Source organism: Dinoroseobacter sp. S124A, assembly GCF_049801015.1.
GTDB lineage: Bacteria > Pseudomonadota > Alphaproteobacteria > Rhodobacterales > Rhodobacteraceae > Dinoroseobacter.
In genome coordinates this window covers 148,957-175,152 of sequence record NZ_JBNAGD010000006.1, presented here as the reverse complement: position 1 = coordinate 175,152, position 26,196 = coordinate 148,957, and the positions used below count along the sequence as shown (strand labels likewise).

28 protein-coding genes are annotated in these 26,196 nt (G+C 66.5%); 7 read left to right on the top strand and 21 right to left on the bottom strand.

Annotated features, from left to right (window positions below):
* Nucleotides 1-2: 2 nt before the first annotated feature.
* Both ACP15I_RS16230 and mutY read right to left on the bottom strand, forming a co-directional pair.
* Nucleotides 3-1,136, bottom strand: coding sequence for an alkane 1-monooxygenase (locus ACP15I_RS16230; protein WP_424975885.1), 1,134 nt, complete (start codon nucleotides 1,134-1,136; stop codon nucleotides 3-5).
* A gap of 39 nt (nucleotides 1,137-1,175) precedes the next feature.
* Nucleotides 1,176-2,252: an A/G-specific adenine glycosylase gene (gene mutY, locus ACP15I_RS16225; RefSeq protein WP_424975883.1), complete on the bottom strand. Its 1,077-nt coding sequence runs from the start codon at nucleotides 2,250-2,252 to the stop codon at nucleotides 1,176-1,178.
* An 85-nt stretch (nucleotides 2,253-2,337) separates the two neighbouring features.
* Between mutY and ACP15I_RS16220 the strand changes: the two genes are divergently transcribed.
* Nucleotides 2,338-2,847: a DUF721 domain-containing protein gene (locus tag ACP15I_RS16220; protein WP_424967141.1), complete on the top strand. Its 510-nt coding sequence runs from the start codon at nucleotides 2,338-2,340 to the stop codon at nucleotides 2,845-2,847.
* Between the two features lie 11 nt (nucleotides 2,848-2,858).
* Nucleotides 2,859-3,533 (top strand): DsbA family protein, encoded by a 675-nt coding sequence (locus ACP15I_RS16215; protein WP_424975881.1) that lies wholly within the window; start codon nucleotides 2,859-2,861, stop codon nucleotides 3,531-3,533.
* A 54-nt stretch (nucleotides 3,534-3,587) separates the two neighbouring features.
* Here the strand turns inward: ACP15I_RS16215 and lpxK are convergent, their stop codons facing one another.
* The 8 genes from lpxK to ACP15I_RS16175 all read right to left on the bottom strand — a co-directional run bounded on the left by lpxK (nucleotide 3,588) and on the right by ACP15I_RS16175 (nucleotide 10,413).
* A complete protein-coding gene (lpxK, locus tag ACP15I_RS16210) occupies nucleotides 3,588-4,583 on the bottom strand; it encodes a tetraacyldisaccharide 4'-kinase (protein WP_424975880.1) in 996 nt (331 codons plus the stop codon).
* Nucleotides 4,583-5,899: a 3-deoxy-D-manno-octulosonic acid transferase gene (locus ACP15I_RS16205; RefSeq protein ID WP_424975879.1), complete on the bottom strand. Its 1,317-nt coding sequence runs from the start codon at nucleotides 5,897-5,899 to the stop codon at nucleotides 4,583-4,585. The genes lpxK and ACP15I_RS16205 overlap by 1 nt, the downstream gene beginning before the upstream one ends.
* Before the next feature lie 6 nt (nucleotides 5,900-5,905).
* Entirely contained in the window at nucleotides 5,906-6,148 is a 243-nt protein-coding gene (locus tag ACP15I_RS16200) for a DUF4170 domain-containing protein (protein WP_424967137.1), read from the bottom strand.
* Between the two features lie 220 nt (nucleotides 6,149-6,368).
* Nucleotides 6,369-6,554, bottom strand: a complete 186-nt coding sequence (locus ACP15I_RS16195) for a Trm112 family protein (protein WP_424967136.1) — start codon at nucleotides 6,552-6,554, stop codon at nucleotides 6,369-6,371.
* Entirely contained in the window at nucleotides 6,551-7,198 is a 648-nt protein-coding gene (locus ACP15I_RS16190; protein ID WP_424975878.1) for an LON peptidase substrate-binding domain-containing protein, read from the bottom strand. Before ACP15I_RS16190 ends, ACP15I_RS16195 begins: the two co-directional genes overlap by 4 nt.
* A gap of 26 nt (nucleotides 7,199-7,224) precedes the next feature.
* Complete coding sequence (locus tag ACP15I_RS16185; protein ID WP_424975877.1) at nucleotides 7,225-8,142, bottom strand: tetratricopeptide repeat protein; 918 nt, start codon at nucleotides 8,140-8,142, stop codon at nucleotides 7,225-7,227.
* A gap of 94 nt (nucleotides 8,143-8,236) precedes the next feature.
* On the bottom strand, nucleotides 8,237-9,025 hold the full coding sequence (locus ACP15I_RS16180) for an exodeoxyribonuclease III (RefSeq protein ID WP_424975876.1): 789 nt from the start codon (nucleotides 9,023-9,025) through the stop codon (nucleotides 8,237-8,239).
* A 701-nt stretch (nucleotides 9,026-9,726) separates the two neighbouring features.
* Complete coding sequence (locus ACP15I_RS16175) at nucleotides 9,727-10,413, bottom strand: response regulator transcription factor (protein WP_424967132.1); 687 nt, start codon at nucleotides 10,411-10,413, stop codon at nucleotides 9,727-9,729.
* Nucleotides 10,414-10,572: 159 nt separating this feature from the next.
* Between ACP15I_RS16175 and ribA the strand changes: the two genes are divergently transcribed.
* From ribA to ACP15I_RS16160, 3 genes are read left to right on the top strand one after another with little or no spacing between them, the layout of a single operon-like run.
* The gene (ribA, locus tag ACP15I_RS16170) at nucleotides 10,573-11,643 is read left to right on the top strand and encodes a GTP cyclohydrolase II (RefSeq protein WP_424975875.1); all 1,071 of its coding nucleotides are present in this window, start codon (nucleotides 10,573-10,575) and stop codon (nucleotides 11,641-11,643) included.
* 14 nt (nucleotides 11,644-11,657) lie between these two features.
* Nucleotides 11,658-12,080 carry a GFA family protein gene (locus tag ACP15I_RS16165; RefSeq protein WP_424975874.1) on the top strand — a complete coding sequence of 141 codons (423 nt, stop codon included), beginning with the start codon at nucleotides 11,658-11,660 and terminating at the stop codon, nucleotides 12,078-12,080.
* Nucleotides 12,077-12,571, top strand: coding sequence for a L,D-transpeptidase family protein (locus tag ACP15I_RS16160; protein ID WP_424975873.1), 495 nt, complete (start codon nucleotides 12,077-12,079; stop codon nucleotides 12,569-12,571). Before ACP15I_RS16165 ends, ACP15I_RS16160 begins: the two co-directional genes overlap by 4 nt.
* Before the next feature lie 4 nt (nucleotides 12,572-12,575).
* Here ACP15I_RS16160 and ACP15I_RS16155 read toward each other — a convergent pair whose 3' ends face one another.
* Nucleotides 12,576-13,235: a YggS family pyridoxal phosphate-dependent enzyme gene (locus tag ACP15I_RS16155; protein WP_424967128.1), complete on the bottom strand. Its 660-nt coding sequence runs from the start codon at nucleotides 13,233-13,235 to the stop codon at nucleotides 12,576-12,578.
* An 88-nt stretch (nucleotides 13,236-13,323) separates the two neighbouring features.
* Nucleotides 13,324-14,379, bottom strand: a complete 1,056-nt coding sequence (locus ACP15I_RS16150; RefSeq protein WP_424967127.1) for a porin — start codon at nucleotides 14,377-14,379, stop codon at nucleotides 13,324-13,326.
* Between the two features lie 296 nt (nucleotides 14,380-14,675).
* Between ACP15I_RS16150 and ACP15I_RS16145 the strand changes: the two genes are divergently transcribed.
* Nucleotides 14,676-15,158, top strand: coding sequence for a DUF3576 domain-containing protein (locus ACP15I_RS16145; protein WP_424975872.1), 483 nt, complete (start codon nucleotides 14,676-14,678; stop codon nucleotides 15,156-15,158).
* On the opposite strand, the gene ACP15I_RS16140 is transcribed toward ACP15I_RS16145, so the two are convergent.
* Together ACP15I_RS16140 and ACP15I_RS16135 are read right to left on the bottom strand one after the other, a co-directional pair.
* Nucleotides 15,159-15,533 (bottom strand): STAS/SEC14 domain-containing protein, encoded by a 375-nt coding sequence (locus tag ACP15I_RS16140; RefSeq protein WP_424975871.1) that lies wholly within the window; start codon nucleotides 15,531-15,533, stop codon nucleotides 15,159-15,161.
* Nucleotides 15,534-15,603: 70 nt separating this feature from the next.
* Nucleotides 15,604-15,915 carry an HNH endonuclease gene (locus ACP15I_RS16135; protein WP_424975870.1) on the bottom strand — a complete coding sequence of 104 codons (312 nt, stop codon included), beginning with the start codon at nucleotides 15,913-15,915 and terminating at the stop codon, nucleotides 15,604-15,606.
* 144 nt (nucleotides 15,916-16,059) lie between these two features.
* Between ACP15I_RS16135 and ACP15I_RS16130 the strand changes: the two genes are divergently transcribed.
* Nucleotides 16,060-17,256, top strand: coding sequence for a TIGR03862 family flavoprotein (locus tag ACP15I_RS16130; protein ID WP_424975869.1), 1,197 nt, complete (start codon nucleotides 16,060-16,062; stop codon nucleotides 17,254-17,256).
* Here ACP15I_RS16130 and ACP15I_RS16125 read toward each other — a convergent pair.
* The 7 genes from ACP15I_RS16125 to ACP15I_RS16095 form a co-directional block, all read right to left on the bottom strand.
* A complete protein-coding gene (locus ACP15I_RS16125; protein ID WP_424975868.1) occupies nucleotides 17,232-17,828 on the bottom strand; it encodes a glutathione S-transferase family protein in 597 nt (198 codons plus the stop codon). The two genes, ACP15I_RS16130 and ACP15I_RS16125, sit on opposite strands and share 25 nt — an antisense overlap.
* 19 nt (nucleotides 17,829-17,847) lie before the next feature.
* Complete coding sequence (holA, locus tag ACP15I_RS16120; protein ID WP_424975867.1) at nucleotides 17,848-18,873, bottom strand: DNA polymerase III subunit delta; 1,026 nt, start codon at nucleotides 18,871-18,873, stop codon at nucleotides 17,848-17,850.
* On the bottom strand, nucleotides 18,870-19,364 hold the full coding sequence (locus ACP15I_RS16115) for an LPS assembly lipoprotein LptE (RefSeq protein ID WP_424975866.1): 495 nt from the start codon (nucleotides 19,362-19,364) through the stop codon (nucleotides 18,870-18,872). The genes holA and ACP15I_RS16115 overlap by 4 nt, the downstream gene beginning before the upstream one ends.
* The gene (gene leuS, locus ACP15I_RS16110) at nucleotides 19,351-21,951 is read right to left on the bottom strand and encodes a leucine--tRNA ligase (protein ID WP_424975865.1); all 2,601 of its coding nucleotides are present in this window, start codon (nucleotides 21,949-21,951) and stop codon (nucleotides 19,351-19,353) included. The genes ACP15I_RS16115 and leuS overlap by 14 nt, the downstream gene beginning before the upstream one ends.
* A 91-nt stretch (nucleotides 21,952-22,042) precedes the next feature.
* Nucleotides 22,043-22,666 (bottom strand): LolA family protein, encoded by a 624-nt coding sequence (locus ACP15I_RS16105; RefSeq protein WP_424975864.1) that lies wholly within the window; start codon nucleotides 22,664-22,666, stop codon nucleotides 22,043-22,045.
* Between the two features lie 280 nt (nucleotides 22,667-22,946).
* Nucleotides 22,947-23,138, bottom strand: a complete 192-nt coding sequence (locus ACP15I_RS16100; RefSeq protein ID WP_424975863.1) for a hypothetical protein — start codon at nucleotides 23,136-23,138, stop codon at nucleotides 22,947-22,949.
* A 39-nt stretch (nucleotides 23,139-23,177) separates the two neighbouring features.
* Nucleotides 23,178-26,195, bottom strand: a complete 3,018-nt coding sequence (locus tag ACP15I_RS16095; RefSeq protein WP_424975862.1) for a DNA translocase FtsK 4TM domain-containing protein — start codon at nucleotides 26,193-26,195, stop codon at nucleotides 23,178-23,180.
* Between the last annotated feature and the right edge of the window lies 1 nt (nucleotide 26,196).

Sequence of the window (26,196 nt, the reverse complement as noted above, 5' to 3'; positions counted from 1 at the left end):
GCTCAGCGCGGCAGGGGCAGCTCGGCGCGTTTATAGGGGCCCCAATCCTCGATCTCGGGGTAGTGGGCCTGCCGCCAGTCGCGCACCAGCGGGTTCATGACCTGCCGCCAGAGCGGCGGGATCATCGCCAGCGCGGTCATCACCGGATAGCCATGGGGCAGCTGCGGCGCCTCGGCGGCATCATAGGTCTGCAGCAGCGGAAAGCGCCGGTCGGGCTTGTAATGGTGGTCCGAATGCCGCTGCAGGTTGATCAGCAGCCAGTTCGACGCCTTTTGCGAGGCGTTCCACGAGTGGTGCGGCTGCACATGCTCGTATTTGCCCTCGCCCAGATGTTTGCGGGTCAGGCCGTAATGCTCGACGTAGTTCACCAGCTCGAGCTGCCAGATCGCGACGCCCGCCTGCACGAAGAACAGGCCGATTCCGGCCCAGCCGCCCACATAGCCCGCCAGAAGGATCCAGCCGAGCTGCAGCAGCCCGTAGCGCCAGAAGGGGTTCGTGCTGTGCCAGGCGGGCAGGTTTCGGCGCGCCAGCAGGGCGGTTTCGGCGGCCCAGGCCGATTGCAAGCATTCGCGCAGGACCCGGGGGTAGAAGCGGTGGAACCCTTCGTTGTAGCGCGCGGTGACCGGATCGCGGGGCGTGCCTACATAGCGGTGATGGACCAGCAGATGCTCAGACCGGAAATGGCTGTAGAGCACCGAGGCCATGAGCAGGTCCGCGAGCCAGCGTTCGATCCGGTTCTTCTGATGCATCAGCTCATGGGCATAGGTGATCCCGACCGTGCCCGAGGCCACGCCGAACCCGCAGAACACGGCGATCTTTTCCCAGATCGCCAGATGGGCCGCCTCGGGCACCGTGCCCAGCAGCATCAGCAGCACGAGCGTTTGCACCGGCAGCCAGACGAGCGTGATCACCCGGTAGAAGCTCAGATCCTCGATCGGCGTCTCGGGGTCGGCATTCTCGGTCTCGAGCCCGGCGACCGCATCCATGATCGAGAAGAGCCCCCAGCTGGTCAGCGGCGGCAGGAGCAGCGCCCATCCGCCAAAGGCCGCCGCCAGCAGCAGCGCGGGCACCAGAAACAGCGAGAGCCAGAAGGGCAGGGCCCGGGACAGGCGCGCCATTTTCTTGGGCGGGATCATGCAGCCTCCGTCATTGGATCCACCCCTAGGCCAGAGCGTTTAAGGCTCTGTTAACTCAAACTGGGGTGCTGCGAGATCATAGGCCTTGCGCATCAGGGTCGGAAGATCCGCCGGGCGGAAAGCGTGCTTCGGCGTAAATTCGCCGCGGCTGGGCGGGGCGGTCCCGACCTGCGCGAGGCGGATCGCGAGGCGCAGGTGGAAATGTGTGAAGGTATGGCGGACTTCCAGCCCGGGATCGGCCCAATCGGCGCTGAGGGGCGGGGCTTCGGCGGGGGACTCTTCGGTCCAGTCGGAGCTTGGAAAGGCCAGCATCCCACCCAGCAGACCCTTGTTGGGCCGGGTCTCCAGCAGCCATGCGCCATCCCCGCGGCGGGCGATATAGACATAGCCCAGCCGTGTCGGTTTGGGCTTTTTCGGCAGCTTGCGGGGCAGCTCGGCGGCATTGCCCGCAGCCCGCGCCGCGCATGGCTCACGCCAGGGGCAGATCCCGCAGGCCGGGTTGCGCGGGGTGCAGATCGTGGCCCCGAGATCCATCACCGCCTGCGCGTAGTCGCCGGGCCGCGCCTGTGGCGTCAGGGCGGCGGCGGCTTCGGTCAGTTCGGGTTTGGCGGGGGGCAGGGGCGTCTCGATCCCGTGGAGGCGGGCCATGACCCGTTCCACATTGCCATCGACCACGGTCTCGGCACGGTCAAAGGCGATGGCCGAGACCGCCGCGGCGGTATAGGGGCCGATCCCCGGCAGGGCGCGCAGCCCCTCGGCCGTATCGGGAAAGACCCCGCCATGCTTGGAGGCCACGACCCGCGCGCATTTCAGCAGGTTCCGCGCCCGTGCATAGTACCCCAGCCCGGCCCAGGCCCCCATCACCTCGGCATCCTCCGCCGCCGCCAGATCCGACACGGTGGGCCAGCGGTCGGTGAAAGCGCGGAAATAGTCTTTCACGGCGGCCACGGTGGTCTGTTGCAGCATGACCTCGGACAACCAGACCCGGTACGGATCGGGCCGAATGCCCGCCGCGCGATCCTCAGGGGCTACGCGCCATGGCATCACCCGCGCATGCCTGTCATACCAGTCGAGCAGGTCGGCGCTGTCTGCGGTGCTCTCGAAGTTTTTATGCATCGTGGGACATCGGATCCTTCTGGGGTCTGGAATGGGCCGCGCAAGCGATTAGACTAAGGCGTATGCACACGAAAGCGAGAGGGCGATGGCCACGCGCGTGAAAAACCGGAGCTTCGGGTTCCGCCAGACGGGCAAGCTGCTCGAAAGCCGGATCCGCACTGCGGGCGAGAGCCGGGGCTTCGCCGTGTCCAAACTGCTCACCCATTGGGATGAGATTGCCGGTCCGGATCTGGCGGCCAAGGCGCGGCCCGTGAATGTGGGCTATGCCCGGCGCGGGTTCGGCGCGACGCTCACGGTGCTGACCACGGGGGCCTTTGCCCCACTTCTGGAGATGCAGAAAGAGCGGCTGCGCGAGAAGGTCAATGCCTGCTACGGCTACAACGCCATCTCGCGGATCAAGATCACCCAGACCGCGCCCACGGGCTTTGCCGAGCCGCAGGCGGGTTACACCGCGGCACCGCGCGGCCCGCGCCAACCCTCGCCGCAGGTCGCCCAGGCGGCGGATGCGGCAGCCGAAGACATCCAGAGCCCCGAGCTGCGAGCAGCACTTGCCCGGCTCGGGCGCAACATCCTGTCCAACGACACCAAAACGTGAAAGGGGCTTTCATGGCTCGACTTCTTCCCAGTGCGGCTCTTGCCCTCGCCGTGATCGCCGGCGGGACCTATTGGTACAGCACGCAGCAATCCGGTGGCACGGCCCAGGGCGTGTCCTTCTCGCCGGTTTCGGCGGCCACGGCGCAGGAGGTTGATACCTCGGGCGTCATCGACATGACGCTCGGCGCCGAGGATGCGCCGATCACTGTGGTCGAATACGCCTCCTTCACCTGCCCCCATTGCAAGACGTTCCACGAGAATGTCTTCAAGGACATCAAGGAAAACTACATCGACACCGGCAAGGTGAAGTTCGTCTATCGCGAGGTCTATTTCGACCGCTTCGGTCTCTGGGCCGGGATGGTCGCGCGCTGCGGCGGGGAGGAGCGGTATTTCGGGATCACCGATGTGCTCTTTGAACAGCAGAGCGAATGGACCGGCAATGGCAGCCCCGCCGTGGTCGCCGACAACCTGCGCCGCATCGGCCGTGTCGCGGGCATGTCCGACGAGCAGGTGAATGCCTGCCTGCAGGATGGTGAGAAGGCGCAGGCGCTGGTGGCCTTCTATCAGCAGAATGCCGAGGCCGACGGGATCAGTTCCACCCCGTCTTTCATCATCAATGGCGAGAGCTATTCCAACATGAACTACCGCGATTTCTCGGCGGTGCTGGATGGCCTGCTGGAGGAGTAATCCCGGCGCCATGTTGCGAGATCGGGGCGGTCCTGCGGGGCCGCCCTTTGCGTGTCAGGCCAACAGCCGGTCCAGCGCCGCCTCGAGCGCCTCGGGCGCGTCCAGCGCGAGCCGCACGGGCAGGGTGAGCACATCGCCCCGCATCTCGGGCGGCAGGCGCACCGCGTCCTTCTCGGTGGTCACCAGCTGCGCGCCCTGGGCCTTGGCATCGGCCAGAAGCCGCGTGATGAGCCGCGCGTCCAGCGGCTGGTGATCGTCGAGCCCGTGGGTCCCGCACAGGATCACCCCCTGATCGCGCAGGGTGGCAAAGAATTTCTCGGGATGCCCGATCCCCGCGAAGGCCACGGCGCGCAGCCCGTCCCAGTCCATCCCGGTCTGCAGCGGGGCGAGGTGCCCGGTCAGGTGGGGCAATTGCCCCAGCGCGGACCCCCAGGCGGCGCGGAACCGGGTCTGGGCCGGCTCTGGCCCGATGCTCAGCACCAGATCCGCGCGGGCCAGCCCCTTGGCCACCGGCTCGCGCAGGGGGCCTGCGGGCAGGACGTGCCCATTGCCAAAGCCGCGATGGGCATCGACCACGACGATCGACAGGTCGCGGGCGATGGCCGGGTTCTGAAACCCGTCATCGAGCAGGATCGCCTGTGCGCCGGCGGCCTCGGCGGCACGCGCCCCGGCGGCCCGATCCTTGGCGACCCAGGTTGGCCCGAACGCCGCCAGGAGCAGGGGTTCGTCGCCCACATCTCCAGCTTGGTGGGAGCGCGGGTCCACGGCCACGGGGCCCTCCAGCGCGCCGCCATAGCCGCGGCTGACCACATGGGCGGCGATGCCCCGGGCCATCAGCGCCATTTGCAGGGCGATCACCGTGGGGGTCTTGCCGGTCCCACCGGCATTGATATTGCCGACGCAGATCACCGGGATGCCCGGGCGCAGGGCTGCTGGCTTGGCCACGCGCCGCGCGGTCCCCGCCGCATAGAGCGCGCCCAGCGGCGCCAGAAGCCGCGCCGGCAGGGCCGGGGCGTCGGGCGGGGTAAACCAGAAGCCCGGGGCCCGCATCAGCCCGGCATCCGGCCAGCGGCGCGCCCGGCCTCCTCGGCATCATCGAGCTGTGTCAGCACCTCGGAGACCGCGATATCGGTGACCTGCGCACCACGGGACGAGACCTCCCAGGCGGCATGGGCCATGCTCGCGGCCTTGTTCGGGGCCAAAAGGTCATCGAGCGTGCTGGCGAGGCTTTCGGAGTTGTGCACCACGCGGCAGGCTCCGGCTTCGGCGAGCCGGGTGTAGATATCCACAAAGTTGAAGACATGGGGGCCATGCACGATGGCCGAGCCGAGGGCGGCGGGCTCGAACGGGTTGTGTCCGCCGACCTCGGTCAGCGATCCGCCGATGAAGCTCACCGGGGCGATCCGGTACCACAGGCCCAGCTCGCCCAGCGTGTCGGCGAGGTAGATCTGGGTGTCGAGATCGACCCCTTCCCCCTCGGAGCGCACGGCTACATCCCAGCCCTCGTCGCGCAGGGCCGCGGCGATTTCGGGGCCGCGCTCGGGATGGCGTGGGACCAGCACCATGAGCAGGCGGTGGGTCTTGCGCACGAGCACCCGGTGCGCGGCGCTGACCATCACCTCCTCGCCGGGATGGGTCGAGGAAGCGAGCCAGATCGGGCGGCCGTCGGCCTCTTCGAGGAAATCCTTGTAGAGCGTTTCGGAATAGGGGAGGACCTGCGCCCCTTCTTTGAGGCTGCCGATGGCGCGGGTGCGATCCGTGGGGGCGCCGAGACGGCTCAGAAAGCGCAGGGTCTGGTCGTCCTGAGCCAGGATGCGGTTGAACCGGCCCAGCAGGGCGCGCACGGTGCCGCGCATCCAGCGCCAGCGCTTGTAGCTGTCCGGGGACATGCGGGCATTCATCAGGAGCATCGGGATGCCCCGTGCCGCGGTGTCATGGATCATGCGCGGCCAGAGCTCGCTCTCGATCCAGATCGCCAGATCCGGGCGCCAATGGTCGAGAAAGCCGGTCACGGCGGGTTTCGAGTCCACCGGGGCGAACTGGTGCAGCGCGCCCTGCGGCAGGCGCGAGGCCAGCAGATCCGCCGAGGTCCGGGTGCCCGTGGTCAGCAGGATCGTCGCCTCCGGGCGTTCCTCGCGCAGGCGGCGGATCAGCTCCTGCACCGAGAGCGCCTCGCCGACGCTGGCCGCATGGATCCAGATCAGCGGGCCATCGGGGCGCGGGCGGTCGGTCTCGCCGAGGCGTTCGCGATAGCGGTCGGGGTCTTCCTTGCCCGCGGCCAGACGTTCGGCGATCTTGCGCTCGGCCCAGCCGGACAGGCGGCTGTTCACCGCGAGATAGAGAGCGAGACCGAGGGACCGGGGCATGGGATCCTAGCTCAGCGTCTGGGTCGAGGAATCCTCGGTCGCTTCGTCCAGCAGGCGATGCACATGGGCAATGAAATAGCGCATCTCGGCATTGTCCACGGTGCGCTGGGCCTCGTTCTTCCAGGCGTCATAGGCGGAAGCGTAGTCGGGATAGACGCCGACCACATGGACGTCGTCGACATTCTTGAACTCGGTGCCGGACGGGTCGACAAGCTCCCCCCCGAAGACGATATGCAGGCGCTGTGTCATGAAAACACTCTCTGGTCTGGATAGATTGGCCGCAGCCTACGGTCCGCGCGGGCGGGGTCAAGCGCTGGCCCCGGATCCGGACGCCGCGCCGCAGCGGCGCGGCGGACCCGCGGCGTGCGGGGCGTTTTGCACCTGTCCGGCGGTGGGCAGGGGCGCAGCGGATCAGCGGCGCGCGTCCGCCGCCCCAACGGGGCGGCCTGACCCGGTCTCGCCATGACGGTTAGTCGAGCGCGCGGGCCTCATCCGCGATCATGATCGGGATGCCGTTGCGGATCGGAAAGGCCAGATGGGCCGCGCGCGAGACAAGCTCCTGCCGCTCCGCGTCATAGGCCAGCGGCGCGCGGGTCACCGGGCAGACGAGGCTCTCCAGCATGTGGCGGTCATATTCACCGGCCTCCTGAGTCATTGCAGAAGCTCCTCGCTATTGCCGCCGCGCAGGGCAAACTCGATCAGGGTGACGAGGGTCTCGCGCCGGGTCGACAGGGACGGCGCCTCGAGCAGGGCCTGCTTGTCCTCGGGGTTGAACGGGCACAGCATCGAGAGCGAGTTGATCAGCAACTCATCCTCGGCTTCCGACAGGCTGTCCCAGTCGGTCTGCATCTCCTGATCCTCGAAGAACCGGCGCAGCAGGGAGAGAAAGCGATCCCGCTCGAACCCCACATCCTGTTCGGTCTTGCCGAGATCGCGTCCAAAATCCTCCCAGTCCACATCCGCCTTGAGATAGGGGGTGAACCCGGACACTTCGCGCGACACGCGAAAGCGCGAGATCCCGGACAGGGTGATCATGTAGCGCCCGTCCTCGGTCTCGGAAAACGCCGAGACCCGGCCCGCGCAGCCGATATGATGCAGCCGTCGATCCTTGGACCCCGGCACCTCGCGGGGCTGGACCATGCCGATCAGGCGGTGCGGGGTTTTGAGCGCATCCTCGAGCATCGCCAGATAGCGCGGCTCGAAGATATGCAGGGGAAGCCGGGCCCGCGGCAACAGCAGCGCGCCGGGCAAAGGAAAGACCGGGATCGTCTCGGGAAGGTCGGCGGCTGAAAATCTCATACCTGTCACGTAGCCCCGCGACCCGCTCAGGCAAATATCATCGACGACAGGCGGCGGCGGCCATTCAGGGCAATCGGGTCCTGGGGCTTGAGCGCATCGAAGATCGTAAAGAGCTGCGCCTTGGCCGCTCCGTCCTGCCACTCGCGGTCCCGGCGGAACAGCTCGAGCAATTCGTCCACGGCCGCCTCGGTCTCGCCATTGGCATGGAGCGCCTGGGCCAGATCCAGTCGCGACTGGTGATCATCGCCATCGGCCTCGACCTTGGCGCGCAACTCGGCCACCGGCCCGGCCTCGGCGGCCTGACGGGCCAGCTCCAGCTGGGCGCGGGCCACGTCGAGCTCGGGGGCCTTGGCAATGGCCTCCGGCGCGGCCGACAACAGGCCCTCGGCCTGATCCAGCTCTTCCATGGCCAGATGCGCGCGCACCAGCCCACCATAGGCGGCGGCATTCTCGGGCTCCTCGCCGAGGATCGCGGCAAAGGTCTGGGCGGCATCCACCGCGGCCCCTTCGGCCAGCATCGCCTCGGCAGCCTCGACCGCCTCGGCTAGACCGCCATCCGCATCCCCGGCCAGCGCCGAGACGCGGGTCACGAAATCGGTGATCTCGGCAGGGCTGATCGCGCCCTGAAACCCGTCGACGGGCTGACCCTTGTGAAAGGCATAGACCGTGGGAATGGACTGGATCCGGAGCTGCCCGGCGATCATCTGGGCTTCGTCCACATTGACCTTGACCATGCGGACCTTGCCCTTGGCCGCGGTCACGGCGGCCTCAAGCGCGGGGCCCAGCGTCTTGCACGGGCCGCACCAGGGCGCCCAGAAATCGACGATGACCGGGATCTCCTGGCTGGCGTCGATGACATCCGCCATGAAGGTCGCCTCGGTCGTGTCCTTGATCAGATCACCTGCGCCCGCGGGGGCGGTATCCGCCTGTCCGAATTCCAACATGGCTGTCCTCGTTTCCTCGTTCGCTATGGTATATGGAACCTCCCGCAGCCGAGGCCAAGGGGAGAGTTCCCGGCACGGGCCCTCTGGCGCGGTCTCAGAGGGTGAAGCTGGCCAGAACGGGCGCGTGGTCGCTGGGCTTTTCCCAGCCGCGCACATCGCGCAGGACCTTCGATCCATGGGCCCCGCCCGCGATATCCGGGGTCGCCCAGATATGGTCGAGCCGCCGCCCCTTATCCGCCGCGGACCAGTCCTTTGCCCGGTAGGACCACCAGGAATAGAGCTTGCCCTCGGGGATATCGGCGCGGGTCACATCGACCCAAGCCCCGGCTGCGCGGGTCTCTTCGAGGGCATCGACCTCGATCGGGGTGTGGCTCACCACTTTCAGGAGCTGCTTGTGGGACCAGACGTCGTCTTCCAGCGGCGCGATGTTCAGATCACCGACCAGCACCGCGCGCTGGGGCGGCTCGGCGGTGAACCAGTCCCGCATCTCGGACAAAAAATCGAGCTTGTGGCCGAACTTGTCGTTCACCTCGCGGTCGGGGACATCGCCCCCGGCGGGGACATAGAAGTTATGCACGGTTAGCCCGTTCCCGAGCCGCGCGGCCACGTGGCGGGCATCGCCCTTGCCGACGAAATCCCGGTGCCCCGCATCCTCCAGCGGGTGGCGCGACAGGATCGCGACGCCGTTATAGCCCTTCTGCCCCCGCGCAACCACATGGCCATAGCCCAGCTCGGCGAAGACCTCGGCAGGGATCTTGTCCACCGGGCTCTTGCATTCCTGCAGGCAGAGCACATCCGGCGCCTCGTCGCGCAGAAGCCGCGCAACCAGCTCGGCGCGCAGCCGCACGGAGTTGATGTTCCAGGTGGCGATGGTCAAGGTCACAGGGCAAATCCTTTCGACAGCGTGCCATCTGCCTAGCGATTTGCCGCCCGGGAAGAAAGCCCCAGACCGCCCCCTGAAGGTGCGGGGTCCCGGCATGTGCCATCGCCGAACCGCGCCGCGCCGCCCGAGAGCTGGGCGCACAGGCGACGCCAGCATCCAGAGGCTGCATGTCGGCGGATTGCAGGTGCTGGCGGGGCGGGGCGCTGACGGATCAGCGGCCCTCGATTGCGCGGTTCTTCTTGCTCAGACACGCGTAGCACCTCTGCTCGGGCGTAATTCTCTGAATTACGGAGATCTTTGGCGTTTTGAAAGCAGGCTGTCGGCGCGGTTTCTGCGGCCGCATAGGCTCTTCGCGCGGCCGCCTCCGCCGAGGTGGCCTTGGTCCGAGGCGCAAGCGTCGTTCTCCCAAGTAGTGCGAACTCCAGCGCCGCCCTGCGTGCCGGGGTCAACAAGGCACCCTTCGGCTGTCCCGGCGGGTGCCTTCTTCATGGCGTGATGCCGGGTGCGGATCCGGCGCGCGTGAAAATGGCGGCCTGTGCTGGGCGACAAAAAAAAGCCGGGCACGAGGCCCGGCTCAGTCCAACAGGGAGGTGCTGTGGCATAACCCCGTCACAGCATAGGGTGTCTTGCTCCTTCAACATCTACGCTTCCAAAAGGTTCCAGAGAATAGGACCTTTGGACACGGGACGCAGAGTGTTGCCTCAAGCCACCAGTCGGTAGCCGCCGGATTCGGTCACTAAAAGCCGTGCATTTGACGGATCTGGCTCGATTTTCTGGCGCAGGCGATAGATATGGGTCTCGAGCGTGTGGGTGGTCACACCCGCGTTATACCCCCAGACCTCATGCAACAGAACGTCGCGGGCCACCACGCCCTCGGTGGCGCGGTAGAGGAATTTGAGGATGTTCGTCTCTTTCTCGGTGAGGCGAATCTTCCGGTCATCCTCGGTCTCGAGCATCTTCATCGCGGGCTTGAACGTGTACGGCCCGAGCGTGAAAATGGCATCCTCGGACTGCTCGTGCTGGCGCAGCTGGGCGCGGATCCGGGCCAGCAGCACCGGCAGCTTGAACGGCTTGGTGATGTAGTCATTCGCCCCGGCGTCCAACCCGAGGATCGTGTCCGCATCGCTGTCATGGCCGGTCAGCATCAGCACCGGGCACTTCACGCCCTGCTTGCGCATCAGACGGCAGAGCTCGCGCCCATCCGTGTCGGGCAGACCCACATCGAGGATCACCAGATCGTAGAGACCGGCTTTGGTCTTTTCCATCGCTTCCGCGCCTGAGCCCGCTTCGAAGACGTCGAAATCCTCGGTCATCACAAGCTGCTCGGACAGGGCCTCGCGCAGATCCTCATCATCATCGACGAGCAGAATTTTTCTCAAAGTGGCCATCGGGTCCTCCGGTTCGCTTGGATCACAGATGCGTGCCGGAACCGGATCGGGCAAGGTTTCCGCGCGATCGCTCACGCCGTCGTGTCGCAGGCTCGGGGAATGTTTCAATTTCGGGCCCGGACGGTTACAGGAGGAGGCGAAGTGTTACAAGGACGGACCATGGCCCTGAGCCCCGATCGCCACGAAATGCGCGCCCGCGCCCGGGCTGATTTGCGGATGGGCGTGCCGGTTGTCCTGCGCGCAGGGGCGCGATTTGCCCTCGCGCTGGCCACCGAAACCCTGACCGCGGCGCGGCTCGCGGCGGTGATCGAGCGCTCCGAAGATGCGGTTCTGGCGATCACGGCACGGCGGGCCGAGACCCTACGCGCGATCGCCTATGACGGGGATCTGGCCCGGATCCAGCTGCCGCGCGATGCGGATCTGCGCTGGGTTCAGGCGGTGGCGGACCCCGCGGATGACCTGCGCGTACCCATGAAGGGCCCGTTTCGGATGGCGCGGGATGGCGCGTCGGATCTGGCCCGGGCCGCACTTGTGCTTGCCAAGGAGTCGCGGCTGTTGCCGGCCGTGGTCATGGCCCCGGTCGCCGCCGAGATGGCGGCGGCGGCCCATCTCACCACGCTGGAGGCCGACACCCCGGCCCAAAGCGACCTTGCCGAAGTGATCGCGGCGCGGGTGCCCTTGGAGGTGTCCGAGGCCGGGCGGCTCCATGTGTTTCGCCCCAGTGATGGCGGCGAAGAGCATTACGCGGTCGAGATCGGCAGCCCGCCCCGGGATCAGCCTGTGCTCTCGCGGTTGCACTCGGCCTGTTTCACCGGCGATGTGATGGGATCGCTGAAATGCGATTGCGGCCCGCAACTGCGCGGGGCGCTGACCCAGATGGGTGCAGAGGGGGCGGGCATCCTTCTCTATCTCAATCAGGAGGGGCGCGGGATCGGGCTGGCCAACAAGATGCGCGCCTATGCGTTGCAGGATCAGGGGTTTGATACGGTAGAGGCGAACCACCGTCTGGGTTTCGAGGATGACGAGCGGGATTTCCGGCTGGGCGCGGACCTGCTGCGGCAGCTTGGCTTTTCGGCCACGCGGCTGATGACGAACAATCCGGCCAAGGTCGCGATGATGGAGGCGTCGGGTATCGCCGTCGCCGAACGCGTGCCCTTGCAGGTGGGCCAGACCGCCGAGAATGCGGCCTATCTCGCGACCAAGGCGGCGAAGTCGGGACATTTGCTCTAGGGGGAGGACGGTCCATGCAGGGACGGTGTTATTGCGGCGAGGTCCGCTATGAGGTGACCGAGGCACCGGTGATGAAGGCCCAGTGCCATTGCCGGGAATGTCAGTATATCTCGGGTGGTGGCCCGAATTTCTTCATGGCCGTGCCGGAGGGGGGCTTTGCGGTGACGCAAGGCATGCCCAAGACCTTCACCCGGTCCGATCTGGACACGCCGCGCACGCGGCAGTTTTGCGGGACCTGCGGCACCCATCTGACGACGCTGCTGCCGGGACGGCCTTTGGTGATCGTCAAGGTGGGCACGCTGGACAATCCGGCCGAGGATTACGGCGGCTCGAAACTGGCGATCTTCATGAAGGACCGGCAACCCTATCACGTGGTGGCGGAGGGGCTGCCCTGTTTCGAGGATCTGCCGCCAGCCCCACCCCCGGCGGGCTCATGACGCCGACGGATCTGGTCCTGACCCCGCTGGGGCTGCGTTTTGGGGGGCGGGTGCTGCCCTGCACCATCGGACGTGGAGGGCTCAGCGCGGCCAAGGCCGAAGGGGATGGTGCCACGCCACTTGGCGTGCATCGGCTGATCGGGATGCTCTACCGTCCGGACCGCATGGCGCCACCAGCCAACTGGGCGCTGCCGATCCGGCCCCGGGACGGCTGGTCCGATGATGTGGCGGATCCCGATTACAACCTGATCATCCGGCGTCCCCACCCGTTCGGGCATGAGCGGCTCTGGCGGGCGGATCCGCTCTATGATCTGGTGGTGCTGACCGATTGGAACTGGCCGCAGGCGCGCAAGGGGGCGGGTTCGGCGATCTTCATTCACCAGTGGCGCGGAGCGGGGCGTCCGACCGAAGGCTGTATCGGGCTCGCGCGCGATGATCTGCGCTGGCTCGCGCCGCGCATCACCCTGCAATCGCGGTTGATCGTAGGCTGAGGGCTCAGGCGGCGGGGGGAACCCGCGCGCCGAAAATCGCGGAGCCGACCCGGATATGGGTCGCGCCCTGGGCGATGGCGCTCTCGAAATCGCCGCTCATCCCCATGCTGAGGCCGGTCAGCCCGTTGCGCGCAGCCAGCTTCGCCAAAAGCGCGAAATGCAGGCTCGGTTCCTCGTCCACGGGGGGGATGCACATCAGCCCTTGCAGCGGCAGATCGAGGGCGCGGCATTCGGCAACAAAGGCGTCTGTCTCCGCGATGGGCAGGCCTGCTTTCTGGCCCTCATCGCCGGTATTGATCTGGACAAAAATCTCGGGGCAGCGCCCCAGCTCCTGTGCGTGATCGGCGATGCGGCGGGCGATCTTGGGACGGTCCACGGTGTGGATGACATCGAAGAGCTCGACCGCCTGGCGGGTCTTGTTGGATTGCAGCGGGCCGATCAGATGGAGCGTGATGCCGTCAAATTGCGCCCGGAAATCGGGCCATTTGCCTGCGGCTTCCTGGATGCGGTTCTCGCCAAAGACCCGGTGCCCTTCGTTCAGGACCGCTTCGACACGTTCATTGGGCTGCACTTTGGAGACCGCGATCAAGTCGATCTCGGAGGCATCGCGCCCGGCCTTGGCCGCTGCGGCCGCGATGCGCGTCTGGATGTCTGACAGTCCCATGTTCCCTCCTCGGTGCCACAGATCCCGTCTTTCCAAAAGAAAAGAGCGGGCACAAGGCCCGCTCTCAACTTCAATCGACAGATGTCGATTAGAAGGACATTGCGATCCCGAAGGAAGCAGTCGTGAAGTTGTCGTCTTCGGCCGGGTTCCACAGGGACGCAACACCGGCTTGCAGCGATGCGCCGCCGCCGAGGTCGTAGGAAACGCCGATACCGTATGCGGTGCCGTCGATGTCACCCATGTCGGTGTTGTCGAGCTCAACCTGGTTCACAGCGAAGGTCACTTCGTACATGCCGAGGTCATATGCGCCGGACAGGCCATATGCTTTGGCGTCTGCGTCGAAGTCGTTGGTGTGATCTGCGTAGACAAAGTCCAGATCGAAGCCTGCGAAGGAGCCACCGATGGTCGCACCCCAGGTCTCACCACCGCCGGGAGTACCCGGAGTGCCGCCAACTTCAGAAACTTCACCGGTGACAAGGTCTGCAACGAGGTCGCCGTCGGTAGCACCGATGATCACTTCGTCAACCGACACGTAGGACAGGCCAACGTTGAAGGTACCGAAGTCATACTCGGCAACTGCGCCGAAGTCTTTCTCGTGGGAGTGCGCGGTCGCGGTCAGGGACAGACCACCAAAGGTGCCCTGGTACATGATGTTCGCTGCGCCGCTCTCGTCCGAGTTGAACAGGTCGGATGCGTTCACGAAGAGGATTGCGTCGATCAGGTTGTCAACGCCTACACCGTCGTAGCCGGGGTCACGGGTGTTACCGAAGCCAGCGGCGTCGGGTGCGACGTCGAGTGCGCCAACGGTCAGGGTGCCGAAGCCGGAAGTGATGAAGATTTCCGGGTCGATCGACTGAGCGTTCTGGTTGCCTTCGCCGTCGGAGTCGGACTCGAGCTCAGCGCTCATGCCGAAGCCCAGACCGCCATCGGTTTCGCCAGATGCGGAGAAGTCGAACTGGAGTTCGTAATCCAGGAACAGCTCTTCGGTTGCGTCCGAGTCGGTGGTACCAACGCCAGCGTTGGGATCAGCGCGATCCTCGATATAGATGACGCCGAACTGTGCGGAGCCACCCAGGGTCACGTCGGCATAAGCAAAGCCGGACGTGGCAACCAGGGCGGTAGAAGCGATGAGAAGCTTTTTCATCGGGTTTCCCTCGTGTGTTAACAGTGCACCCCAGCGCAGTGGATCCGGCTGGGTATGCTTCTCTTTCCGTTGTTCGAAGTGTGATTGCAAGAAATGCCAAATTGGCCAATCCGTTCTGCGAAGTGATTGGTGCAACAAAGACACAGTGATGGCAGGGGCCGGTTTCGCACCGTTCTGAGCGGAACTTGGCGTGGTCGATCTTGCCACGCCGAACGGGGCGGCGAAACGCCTTGTGAGGTGCCGGGCCCTCGGGTAAGACAAAGGCCGAAGTTCACGGTCACCTGCGGGGGGACGCAATGATTTATCCGGGTTTGCGGGCCTCTGCATTGGCACTGTCTCTGACGGTGGTGGCGGCCTGTAGCGGCTTTGACAGCCTCGGGCCCAGCGCGCCGCGGGAAGACTTGCCCACGAATATTGACGATGTCTCCGGGAGTGACGGATCGATCTGGGATCTGTTCGATGCACGGGATGATCCCAACACCACCGTTGAGGTGAACAAGTATATCTGGGCCGCATCGCTCGATGTGCTGGATTTCATGCCCGTCGAAGCCGTGGATCCCTTCACAGGGGTGATCGTCATGGGCTTCGGGACGGCACCGGGGTCGAGCCGCGCCTATCGTGCGACGGTCTATGTTCAGGACCCGGCGCTGGATGCCCGCTCCCTGCGGGTGGCGCTTGCGACGCGCAACGGCCCGGCCTCTGTGGACACTGTCCTGGCGGTCGAGGATGCGATCCTCACCCGGGCCCGTCAATTGCGGCTGCAGGACAGCCAGCTCTGATCACGGATCGAGACTGGCCCAGTTGCGGGCCCAGTCCCGCGCGTCATCCAATTGATCCCGCTTGAATTCCTTCACCTGCAGATGGGTGAGGGCATCGGCCATGCGCGCAAAGGGGCTGAACCAGGTCATATCGGTGACGATCGCCACCCGGCGGAACTCGGACCAATGGGCGATGTCGAACTTCAGCCCGTCCCATAGCGTATCGAGGTCGAACCCCTCGAAACTGTCGATCACCTCCACGAGGCTCAACGGACCACGGTCCAGCTCGGCTTCGATCTGCGGCAGGATCGCCTCGAAATCGGCATGGGTGATCTTGCCCGAGACGGTCAGTTCGACCACGCGGGCCCGGCTGTCTGCGGAATAGTGGACGGTCATCGCTTCCTCCCTGACGTGACATGCTCCATCGCCCCATTTTATCGCGCGGATGCAGCCCCGTCAGCGTGACCTATCGCCTGCGCTTCCAAGCGCGGCGCCCGCCGGTGGTCTTGCCGTGAAACTCGGGCGGTCGCTTGGCGATCCACGAAATGAAGCGGGCCAGATGCGGATGGGTACGCAAGGCGTCAATCGTGGCATAGCTCCGCGCGAGGTCGGCCTCGCTCAGCACCGCGTGGATTTCATTATGGCAGATCTGGTGCAGCAGGACCGTTGGCCCGCCCTTGCCACCGCGCAGTTTCGGCACGAGATGGTGCAGGCTCTGGGGCGCTTCGGGCGGGATCGGGCGCGCGCAAAGCGGGCAGATCGGGTCATCCTCACGCATGAAACGGCTCCCCTCTTGTCTGCCACAAATCTGGCGCGTCGGCGGTCGCTGGCAAGCTTTCCGGCGCGGAGGGGTTGATTTCACTGCGCCCGGGCGGGATGGAGGCGGCATGACACACGCCCTTTCATCCACAGGATCCTCCCGATGAGCCGCCCCGATGCGCTGGTGATCGGGGCGGGGCCGGCCGGGCTCATGGCGGCAGATGTCCTGTCTGCGGCGGGAAAGCAGGTGCTGGTCGTCGACCGGATGCCCAGCCCCGGGCGCAAGTTCCTGATGGCGGGCAAGAGCGGGCTGAACCTGACCAAGGTCGAACCGCCCGAGGCGTTTGCGGCGGCCTATGGCCCGGCGCATGCATGGCTCGCGCCCATGCTCGCGGCCTTTGGTCCCGACGCGGTGCAGGATTGGGCGCGCGGCTTGGGGCAGGAGGTGTTCACGGGCTCCACTGGGCGGGTGTTTCCCAATGCGATGAAGGCCTCACCCCTGCTTCGCGCCTGGCTCGCGCGGTTGCAGGCGCAGGGCGTCATCTTGCGCACCCGCTGGCGCTGGACCGGTTGGGCCAAGGACGAGGGAGTGTTCTTCGAGACCCCGGATGGGCCCCAGCAGGTGGCGGCGCAAGCCGTGATCCTCGCCCTCGGCGGGGCGAGCTGGCGGCGGCTGGGCTCTGACGGGGCTTGGGTGGATTGGATCGGGGCGCCCTGTGCCCCCTTCGCCCCGGCCAATGTGGGGATCGCGCGCCGCTGGTCGGACCATATGCCCGGGCATTTCGGCACCCCTCTCAAGGGGATAGCCATGCAGGCCGGTGCGCTGCGCTCGCGCGGTGAGGTGGTGCTGAGCGCGCGGGGCATCGAGGGCGGCGGCATCTATACCCTGTCCCCGGCCCTGCGGGCGGGCGCGCCGCTTGTCCTCGACCTTTGCCCCGATCTCACGGCGGAGGATCTGGCCCGGCGCCTGGCGCGGGTGCCCCGCAAGGCGAGTATCTCTGCGCGGTTGCGCAAGGGGGCGGGGCTGACCCCGGTCAAGATCGCGCTCGTGCAGGAATGCGCCCGCCCCCTGCCAACATCCCCCGAGGCGCTGGCCGCGCAACTCAAGGCGGTCACGGTCGCGCATGACGGTGCCCGTCCGCTGGACGAAGCGATTTCGGTGGCCGGGGGGCTGCAGGCGCAGGCGCTGGACGCGCAGCTCATGCTGCGGGATCGGCCCGGGGTCTTTGCCTGCGGCGAGATGCTGGACTGGGAGGCGCCGACCGGGGGCTACCTGCTGACCGGGTGCTTCGCCACCGGGCGCTGGGCGGGGCAGGGCGCGCTGCGCTGGCTGGATCAGGCGGCCTGCGAGGTCCGCTGATATGCGGGACGCGCGCGCATCCTAGTGTGATAGGCATCCAGCGGCGCGGGCAGCGGGTCGAACTTCGCCATGAGCGACCAGCCCATGCAATGGGTCAGAACGAAATCCGGCACGGTCATCTCGTCCCCCATCAGGAAGGGGCGGTCCCCGATCTCGGCCGCGATCCGCTTGAGATTGCGGGCGAATTCCCGCTTGAGTGAGGGTTTGACCTCGGGCACCCGCTCCCCCTCGGGCAGCACGAAGGAATGGCGCGCCGCGGCCCAGACCACCGCGTCCAGTTCGTCGAGGATCCGGTAGAGCCACGCATCCTGACGGGCGCGCTCCACCGACCCGGCGGGGGCGGTCATCGCGCCATGAGCGTCGGCCAGGAAGGTTAGGATCGCACTGCTATCGGTGATCGCGGTCTCGCCCACGGTCATCGCGGGCAGCTTGCCTGTCGGGCTGATGGCGCGGATCTCGGGGGATTGCGGGGCAACGGGGTTGAGCGTGTAGGGCACGCCCAGCTCTTCCAGCATCCAGATCACGCGAAAGGCCCGGCTCCGCGGGCTGCCATAAACGGTGTAGTCGGACATCGGAGGACTCCTTGCGGGGCTATCGTTGTGCGCCGAGCATGGCGAGCCGGATCAGGGCCCGTTCCATCACGGCCATTTGTGGCGCCTTCTGGGAGGAGCGCAGGGTCAGGTCGGTTTCCGTGATGATGCCGAGCGCGGTCTCCAGCCGCATGGCGCCCCAGCTTTGCGCCTGGCGGATCATGCGGTTGCGCGCGGGGCCAAAGACCGGGGGGCGTGCGCGCGAGATGCCCGCCGCCGGGCCGCCCGGGTCGATTGCCGCCGTATAGAGCCGCCGGAAATGCTGGGCCGTCCCGATGCACAGCCGTACCGCGCCCTCCCCCTGATCCGAGAGCCGCGCCACCAGCGGCGCGATGCGCTGCAGATCCGCCTCGGCCACCGCATGCAGCAGGGTGTCGAGCTCCGCCTCGGTCGAGGCAGGCGCGACGGCGGCGACATCCTCGGGCGTGGCGGGGCTGGGGTCGCCATGCTTGTAGACGGCCAGTTTCTCGATGATTTGCGCCAGATCCCCGGGATCGACCGCGCGTGCGAGATCGTTGAGATCAGTCATCCCCTCGCGGCTGATCTCGCCCAGACCCGCGCTGCGCAGCATCGCTTCGATCTCGGCCCGGTCGGGCGGGTCGTCATAGATCCCGGCGGCATAGGCGTTCTTGTGCCCCTCGAAGGTCTTGCGCAGACCCGAGCGTGCGGCGAGGCTGCCTGCGGTGATCACCAGCGTGGCGTCCCCGGGCTGGAACTCCGCAAGGGCGGCGGTGATGGCCGGGGCGGCCTGCTCGGTTGCGCCCTCCACATGGACGGCGCGGGGGCCGGGATACATGCTGATCGCCTTCATCGCATCCATCAGGGCTGCCGGGTCGCGCCGCAGATCCGCCCCCGCGATCCGGGTCAGGCGCATCTCCTCGTCGCCCTTGGGTCCCACCAGCGCCTTGATCAGGGCCTGCCGGCGCAGGGACACCCGCATGGCGTCGCCGCCATAGAGCAGCACGCCGGCCCGGTCGGGTTCGGGGCGGGCGACATAGCCCGCCAGATCCCGGGGAGACAGCTTCACAGGGCGAGGCTTTCGGGCGACGCGATGAGACGGGTGACCACGAGATTGGCGAGGTTGATCATCAGCCGGGTGCGGGCATCGCGCTCGGCGGTCAGGGTGCTGACGGTGGTGCCCGTGGCGGAATAGGAGGTGAAGCTGTCCACTTCCCCCGCCAGCAGCACGCGGTTGTCGGCGAGGCTGCGCATGGCGAAATCCGCCCTGCCGATCAGGTTGAACCGGGTGATGTCGCGCGAGCCCACGATCGACAGGGATTCCTCGTCGACGCTCGGGGTGATGGTCAGCCCATAGATCGGTGCCGTCGGGCGGCCCAGCCGCTGCTCGATCTGGCGGACGATGTCGAAGCTGTCCTCATTGGTCGGATCGTCCATTCGGACCGTGCCCTGCAGGTTGGTCGCCTCCGAGCCCGGGGCATAGACCGGCGTGAAGCCGCAGCCCGCAAGGGCGGCGGCGGGCAGGGCCAGCAAGAAGGTCCGACGATCAGATAACGACATTCACGATCCGGCCGGGCACCACGATCAGCTTTTTCGGCGTCCCCCCGGCGAGCGCCTTGACCACAGCATCATCCGCCAGCGCGCGCTTTTCAACCTCGTCCTTGGGCAGATCCTTGGCCACCACAAGCTCCGACCGGCGCTTGCCGTTGATCTGGATCGGCAGGGTGACGGTGTCCTCGACCAGAAGGGCCGGATCGGCAACGGGCCAGGGGGCCTCGGCCACAAGGCCGGAGCCACCGAGCATGGACCAGACCTCTTCGGCCAGATGCGGGGTCATCGGCGACATGAGCTGCGCCATGATCCGCAGGGCATCGCGCCGCTCGGCGTCGGGGGCCTTGGATTTCTGGATCGTGTTGGTGAACTCATAGAGCTTGGCCACGGATTTGTTGAAGGCAAAGCCCTCGATCCCCGCGGTGACCTCGGCAATGGCGCGGGCGGAGGCCCGGGCCAGAGCCAGCGACGCCGAGGCGGCTCCCGCAGGGGGCTCCGAGGCGTCGCTCCCCCTCAGCTCATTGGCCATCCGCCAGACCCGGCTCAGATGCTTGAATGCTGCATCTGCCCCCGAGGCGGTCCATTCCACATCCCGCTCCGGCGGGCTGTCGGACATCACGAACCAACGTGCGGTATCCGCGCCATAGGCCTCGATGATATTGACCGGATCCACCACGTTCTTCTTGGATTTCGACATCTTGGCCGAAGGGATCACCTCGACCGCCTCGCCCGTGGCGCGCAGCACCCGCGCCTCCACATCCACATTCTCGGGCAGGTGATAGACCGGCCGCGCCGCATCGTCGCGGGTCATGTAGATCTCGTGGGTTACCATGCCTTGGGTGAAGAGCGCATTGAACGGCTCGCTGGCCTTCTCGGGCAGATGCCCGGTGATCTGCATCGCCCGGGCAAAGAACCGCGAGTAAAGCAGATGCAGGATCGCATGCTCCACCCCGCCGATATACTGGTCCACATTCATCCAGTACTCAGCCTCGGCCAGATCCGTTGGCGTCTCGGCCCGGGGCGCGGTGAAACGCGCGTAATACCACGAGCTGTCCACGAAGGTGTCCATCGTGTCGGTCTCGCGCTTGGCCGGGGCGCCGCATTTCGGACAAGCCACATCGCGCCAGGTCGGATGCCGGTCCAGCGGGTTTCCGGGGATGTCGAAACTGACATCCTTGGGCAGCTCCACGGGCAGGTTTTCCTTGGCCTCGGGCACCACGCCGCAGCTCTCGCAATGCACAACCGGGATCGGGCAGCCCCAATAGCGCTGGCGCGAGATGCCCCAGTCCCGCAGGCGGAACTTGGTCACGCCCGTGCCCCAGCCTTTGGCCTCGACCCAGTCAATCGTTGCATCGATTGCCTCTTGCCCTGTGGCTTCATCCAAGCCTGCGAAATGGTCCAGCCAGCGGACCTTTTCGGTCTTGGGCGGCACAAAGGCGGTATCCGCCACCGGTGCGCCATCTTCCAGCGCCAGGAAGGTATCGATCACTGGCAAATCGTACTTCCGTGCGAAATCCAGGTCCCGCTGGTCATGGGCCGGACAGGCAAAGATCGCGCCGGTCCCGTAATCCATCAGGATGAAATTCGCGACCCAGACCGGCAGTTCCCAGTCCGGGTTGAGCGGGTGGCACACCTTCAGCCCCGTATCGAACCCGCGCTTCTCGGCCTGCTCCAGATCAGCCTCGGAGGTGCCCATCTGGCGGCACTCCGCGTTGAACGCGGCCAGTTCCGCGTTCTCGGCCTCCAGTGCCTTGGCCAGTGGGTGATCCACCGAGATCCCCACAAAGGACGCGCCCATCAGCGTATCGGGTCGGGTCGTATAGACCTCGATCTTCTCCTGCCCGCCCGCCGGAGCAGTCAGATCAAAGGCGAATTGCAGCCCGCGCGACTTGCCGATCCAGTTGGCCTGCATGGTGCGGACCTTCTCGGGCCAGTCCTTCAAACCGTCCAGCGCCTCCAGCAGCTCCTCGGCCATGCCAGAGATGTTGAAGAACCATTGGGTCAGATCGCGTCGCTCCACCGGCGCGCCGGAGCGCCAGCCCTTGCCGTCGATCACCTGCTCATTGGCGAGCACGGTCATATCCACCGGGTCCCAATTCACCGTGGCGTTCTTGCGATAGACCAGCCCGGCTTCGAGCATATCGATAAACAGCGCCTGCTGCTGGGCGTAATACTCCGGGTCGCAGGTCGCGAACTCGCGGCTCCAATCGATGCTCAGGCCCAGAGGCTTCATCTGGTCGCGCATCACGGCGATGTTCTGATAGGTCCACTCCGCCGGATGGCCGCCACTGTCCATGGCGGCGTTCTCGGCGGGCATCCCGAAGGCGTCCCAGCCCATGGGGTGCAGCACGTTATGGCCCGTGCTCATCTTGTAGCGCGCAACCATGTCGCCCATGGTGTAGTTGCGCACATGCCCCATATGGATCCGCCCCGAGGGGTAGGGGAACATCTCAAGCACGTAGTATTTCGGCTTGTCCGTATCCGGCGTGGCCTGAAAGGTCCCGGCAGCATCCCAGGCCGCGCGCCATTTCGGCTCGATCTGGGCAGGGTCGAAGCGGGCGGGCGTGTCGGTGGTGGGCGTGTCTGGGGTGGACATGGGCGGACGGCTTTCGTGCAAAAGGGCGCGCAGAGGCGCGGTCGCGGTCGGTGTACCGCCGCCTGCCGCCAAGGTCCAGATCAGCCGCGCGTTAGTCCCGGCGTCGGCGGTCCATCTCACCCTTGATGTTGAACAGGTTGTTGGACAGCTGCCCGGGCCGGGTCAGCGTGCCAAGCTCGATCACGGTCCGCTCGCCTGCCTCGCCGGTGATCACCCAGCGGCTGAGCCGGGTGGGACCGGGGGCGAATTGCAGGGCGATCTGGCCATATTGCGGGTTTTTCGGATCATGGGCGAAGACCGTGGTCAGTTCCCCGTCGAGCCGGTGGGCAAAGATCGCATCGGACCCGGCCAGATCCACATTGCGCGACAGGATCACCGACAGGGGCGTGCGGCGCAACGGATAGCTCTCGGGCGTCGGGTCGCCCTTGTCGTCGAAGATCGCGACCGTGCCGCCCCCGACCATCACAAGCGCCTCGGCGGGCGGGTCATACTCGAACCGGGCGCGTCCGGGGCGGCGCAGAAAGAGCGTGCCCGTGGAGGTCGAGCCATCGGCATTGCGCTGGGTGAACGGGGCCTGCGCCAGATCGAGCCCGCGCAGATAGGCGGAGATCTCGCTCAGCGGGATCAATCCGCCGCTCTGGGCGAGGGCCGGGGCAGAGAGGGACGGGGCCAGAAGGCCGGCAAGGGCGAGGGCGGTAAAATCGCGGCGTTTCATGAAGTGGTATCTAGGGGTGAGCGGTCCGCTATGCCATAGCCACCGGGTCACGCTGGCGAGACCCAGCCGATCCCGGGCGGGACCGCGCGGGGCACATGTGTCCCGCGCCATGCGGCTCCGGGGCACGCAAGCCAGGGCCCCGAGGTTCAAGGGCTTGGCGTTTCAGACAGGGGTTTGCCATTCTTGAAATGGCGAAAGCGTAGACGGCTCTGCAGTCGATCGGCGGGAATCAATCGCTCTGTGCGGGCTGCAGGGGCGGGGACTGTATCGCCGCCGATGGTCAGCTGGCGATCGTTTGTGACGAATCTACCTCGTCGGACACGGGGTCATTGTCGTTGAGCTCGACAATCGTGGGCGCGGTTTCCGCCTTCAGCGCTAGCTGGAACCCGCCGACGCCATAGGCCCTGTCCCCATGCTCATCCGGCAGCCCATGTTCGAAATCATCGGGGGCATAGGCATAGGGAAACAGCATCTGTCCCGGCCCTTATGCGCGCCGGGACAGGGGGGCAGATCAGCCTTGTTCCGGCACCAGAATTTCGCGCTTGCCCACATGGTTTGCGGGGGAGACGAGGCCTTCATCCTCCATCTGCTCCACAAGGCGCGCGGCCTTGTTGTAGCCGATGGCGAGTTTGCGTTGGATATAAGAAGTCGAGCATTTGCGATCCTTGATCACGATCGCCACCGCCTGATCATAGAGCGCGTCCTCGCCATCGGTGTTCCCGCCGAGACCCAGCACCAGATCGATGTCATCGGCCTTCTCGTCATCTACGCCCTCGACCACGCCGCTCATGTATTCCGGCGGCCCGAAGGATTTCAGATGGGTGACGACCTCTTCGACCTCTTCATCCGAGACGAAGGGCCCGTGGACGCGGGTGATCTTGGACCCGCCCGCCATATAGAGCATGTCGCCCATGCCCAGCAGCTGTTCGGCGCCCATCTCGCCCAGGATCGTGCGGCTGTCGATCTTCGAGGTGACCTGGAACGAGATCCGGGTCGGGAAGTTGGCTTTGATCGTGCCGGTGATCACATCGACCGAGGGGCGCTGCGTGGCCATGATCAGGTGGATCCCCGAGGCGCGCGCCATCTGCGCCAGACGCTGGATGCAGGCCTCGATCTCCTTGCCGGCGACCATCATCAGGTCGGCCATCTCATCGACGATCACGACGATATAAGGCAGGGCCTCGGGCATGTTCTCTTCGGTCTCGAAGACCGGTTCGCCGGTTTCGTCGTCAAAGCCGGTCTGGACCGTGCGGGTGAACATCTCGCCCTTGTCGAGCGCATCCTTCACCCGGCCGTTGTACCCTTCGATATTGCGCACACCCATCTTGGACATCTTGCGATAGCGCTCTTCCATCTCGGCCACGACCCATTTCAGGGCGACCACCGCCTTCTTGGGGTCGGTCACAACCGGGCTGAGCAGATGGGGAATGCCGTCATAGACGCTGAGTTCCAGCATCTTGGGGTCGATCATGATCAACCGGCATTCCTCGGGGCTGAGCTTGTAGAGCAGGCTCAGGATCATGGTGTTGATGGCCACGGATTTTCCCGAGCCCGTCGTCCCCGCGATCAGCAGGTGGGGCATCTTGGCGAGGTTCGCCACCACGGGCTCACCGCCGATATCCTTGCCAAGCGCGAGCGGCAGGCGCAGGTTGCTGTCGCCGAAATCGCGGGCGCTGAGGATCTCGCGCAGCACGACCTTTTCGCGTTGGGCATTGGGCAGTTCGATCCCGATCACCGAGCGCCCCGGCACGGTCGACACCCGCGCCGACAGCGCCGACATCGACCGCGCGATGTCGTCCGACAGACCGATTACCCGGCTGGCCTTGAGGCCCGGCGCAGGCTCCAGCTCGTACATGGTGACCACGGGGCCGGGGCGGACGCTGACGATCTCGCCCTTCACCCCGTAATCATCGAGCACCGACTCGAGCATGCGGGCGTTCTCTTCGAGCGCCTCGTCACTCAGGTGCAACCGCTCGATGCTGCGCGGGCTGGTCAGCAGCGACAGGGGCGGGCTTTCATACTCCGCCACTTCCTTGGGTTCGAATTGCAGGGCGGGCTGCGCCTCGGCCTGTGCGGCACGCGAGGGTTGCGGCGCCTTGCGCGGCGGGTGCTGAACCACGGATTTCGGCTCCGGCGTGCGCGGACGCTGAAAGATCGGCGCGGTCCGGTCGAGCACGGGGGCCGCGCGGGGCTGCACGATATCGGAGGCGGCCAGATCATCCTCCGGCTCGGGCGCGTCGGAGAGTGCCTCGGGCCAGTCCTCGTCGGTCTCGTGCGGGGCGAGGTCCATGTCGTCGGCCATGGGCGCGGCGTCGAGATCCTCGGGAATGTCCCAATGCGCGTCCGCTGTTTCGACTGGCGCGGCACTCCGGCTGGTCAGGGGTGGCTCGGCAGGCAGGATAGCGGCCGGGCTCGCCTCGGGTGTGACGGGCGGGGCCTTGGGCAGCATCAGGCTGCGTCCGGAGACGCGATTGCGCCGGCGGGTGATAGCATCGGTGATCGCTGCTGAGACCCGGTCCGGTTCGCTCGGCGGGACATCCGCGTCCAGCGGTTCCGGGTCGACCAGTTCCGGCGTGGGCAGGGCCAGCGCGCGGGCCTTCACCCGGGCCAGAAGGCTCGGCTTGGCCAGCGGTTCGGGCATCTCGGGGGCATATTCCTCGGCCACTTCGAACGCGTCGTCCTCGACCAGCATCTCGTCTTCGCGGCTCAGCGCGGGCTCGGCGCGCAGCACGCGCGCAGGCGTGTGGCCCGAGATCACCGGATCGTTGCGCACGGCGGCAATCGCGGCGGCCTTCTGCGCGTCGCGATCCGCGGCGCGATCCGCCGCGCGGGTCTTGTGGGCCTGCCAACCAGCCGATCCCGCCGCCACCGCGCCGGAGCCCGCCCGGCCCAGCAGGCGCAACACGGCCTCATAGACCGTCACCAGCCCGATCAGGAAGAACACGGCCATGCGGCGCAGTTCGTCACGGACAAACCCGGCCACATAGGCGACCAGCCCGAGCGACAGCACCGCAAGGGTCAGCGAGGTCAGCTTCAGCGCCAGACCGGGGGCGATGGGCGACACGCCCAGCACCGCGCCCAGCACCGTATCGCCAAAGAGCCCGCCCAAGCCAAAGGAATGGGTCCAGTCCGGCCCCGGCACCAGTGTCGCGGCATAGACCGCCACGGCGGCCACGGCGATGGGCGCGAAGATCATCCGCCCGACGAAGCGGTCCGCCCCGCGATGGAGCATGAACCGCCCGCCCCAGAGCGCGAGGATGACCACCAAGGCCCAGGAGCCCTGTCCGATGATGATGTTGAGCGGTGCGGCGATGGTCGCGCCGGGGCGGCCCATCCAGTTCTCGGCGGGCGCCTGGCTCGTGCTCATCCAGCCGGGATCGTCCGGCACATAGCTCGCCAGGGACAGGGCCAGCGCGAGGGCCATGGCCACAAGGGCCACGCCCAGAAGCTCGCGCCCGCGTCGTTCCAGCGCGGCCTGGGTGTTGGTGTCGAGCAATGGGTCTCGTTGACGGAGGGGTTGGTAAGCCATC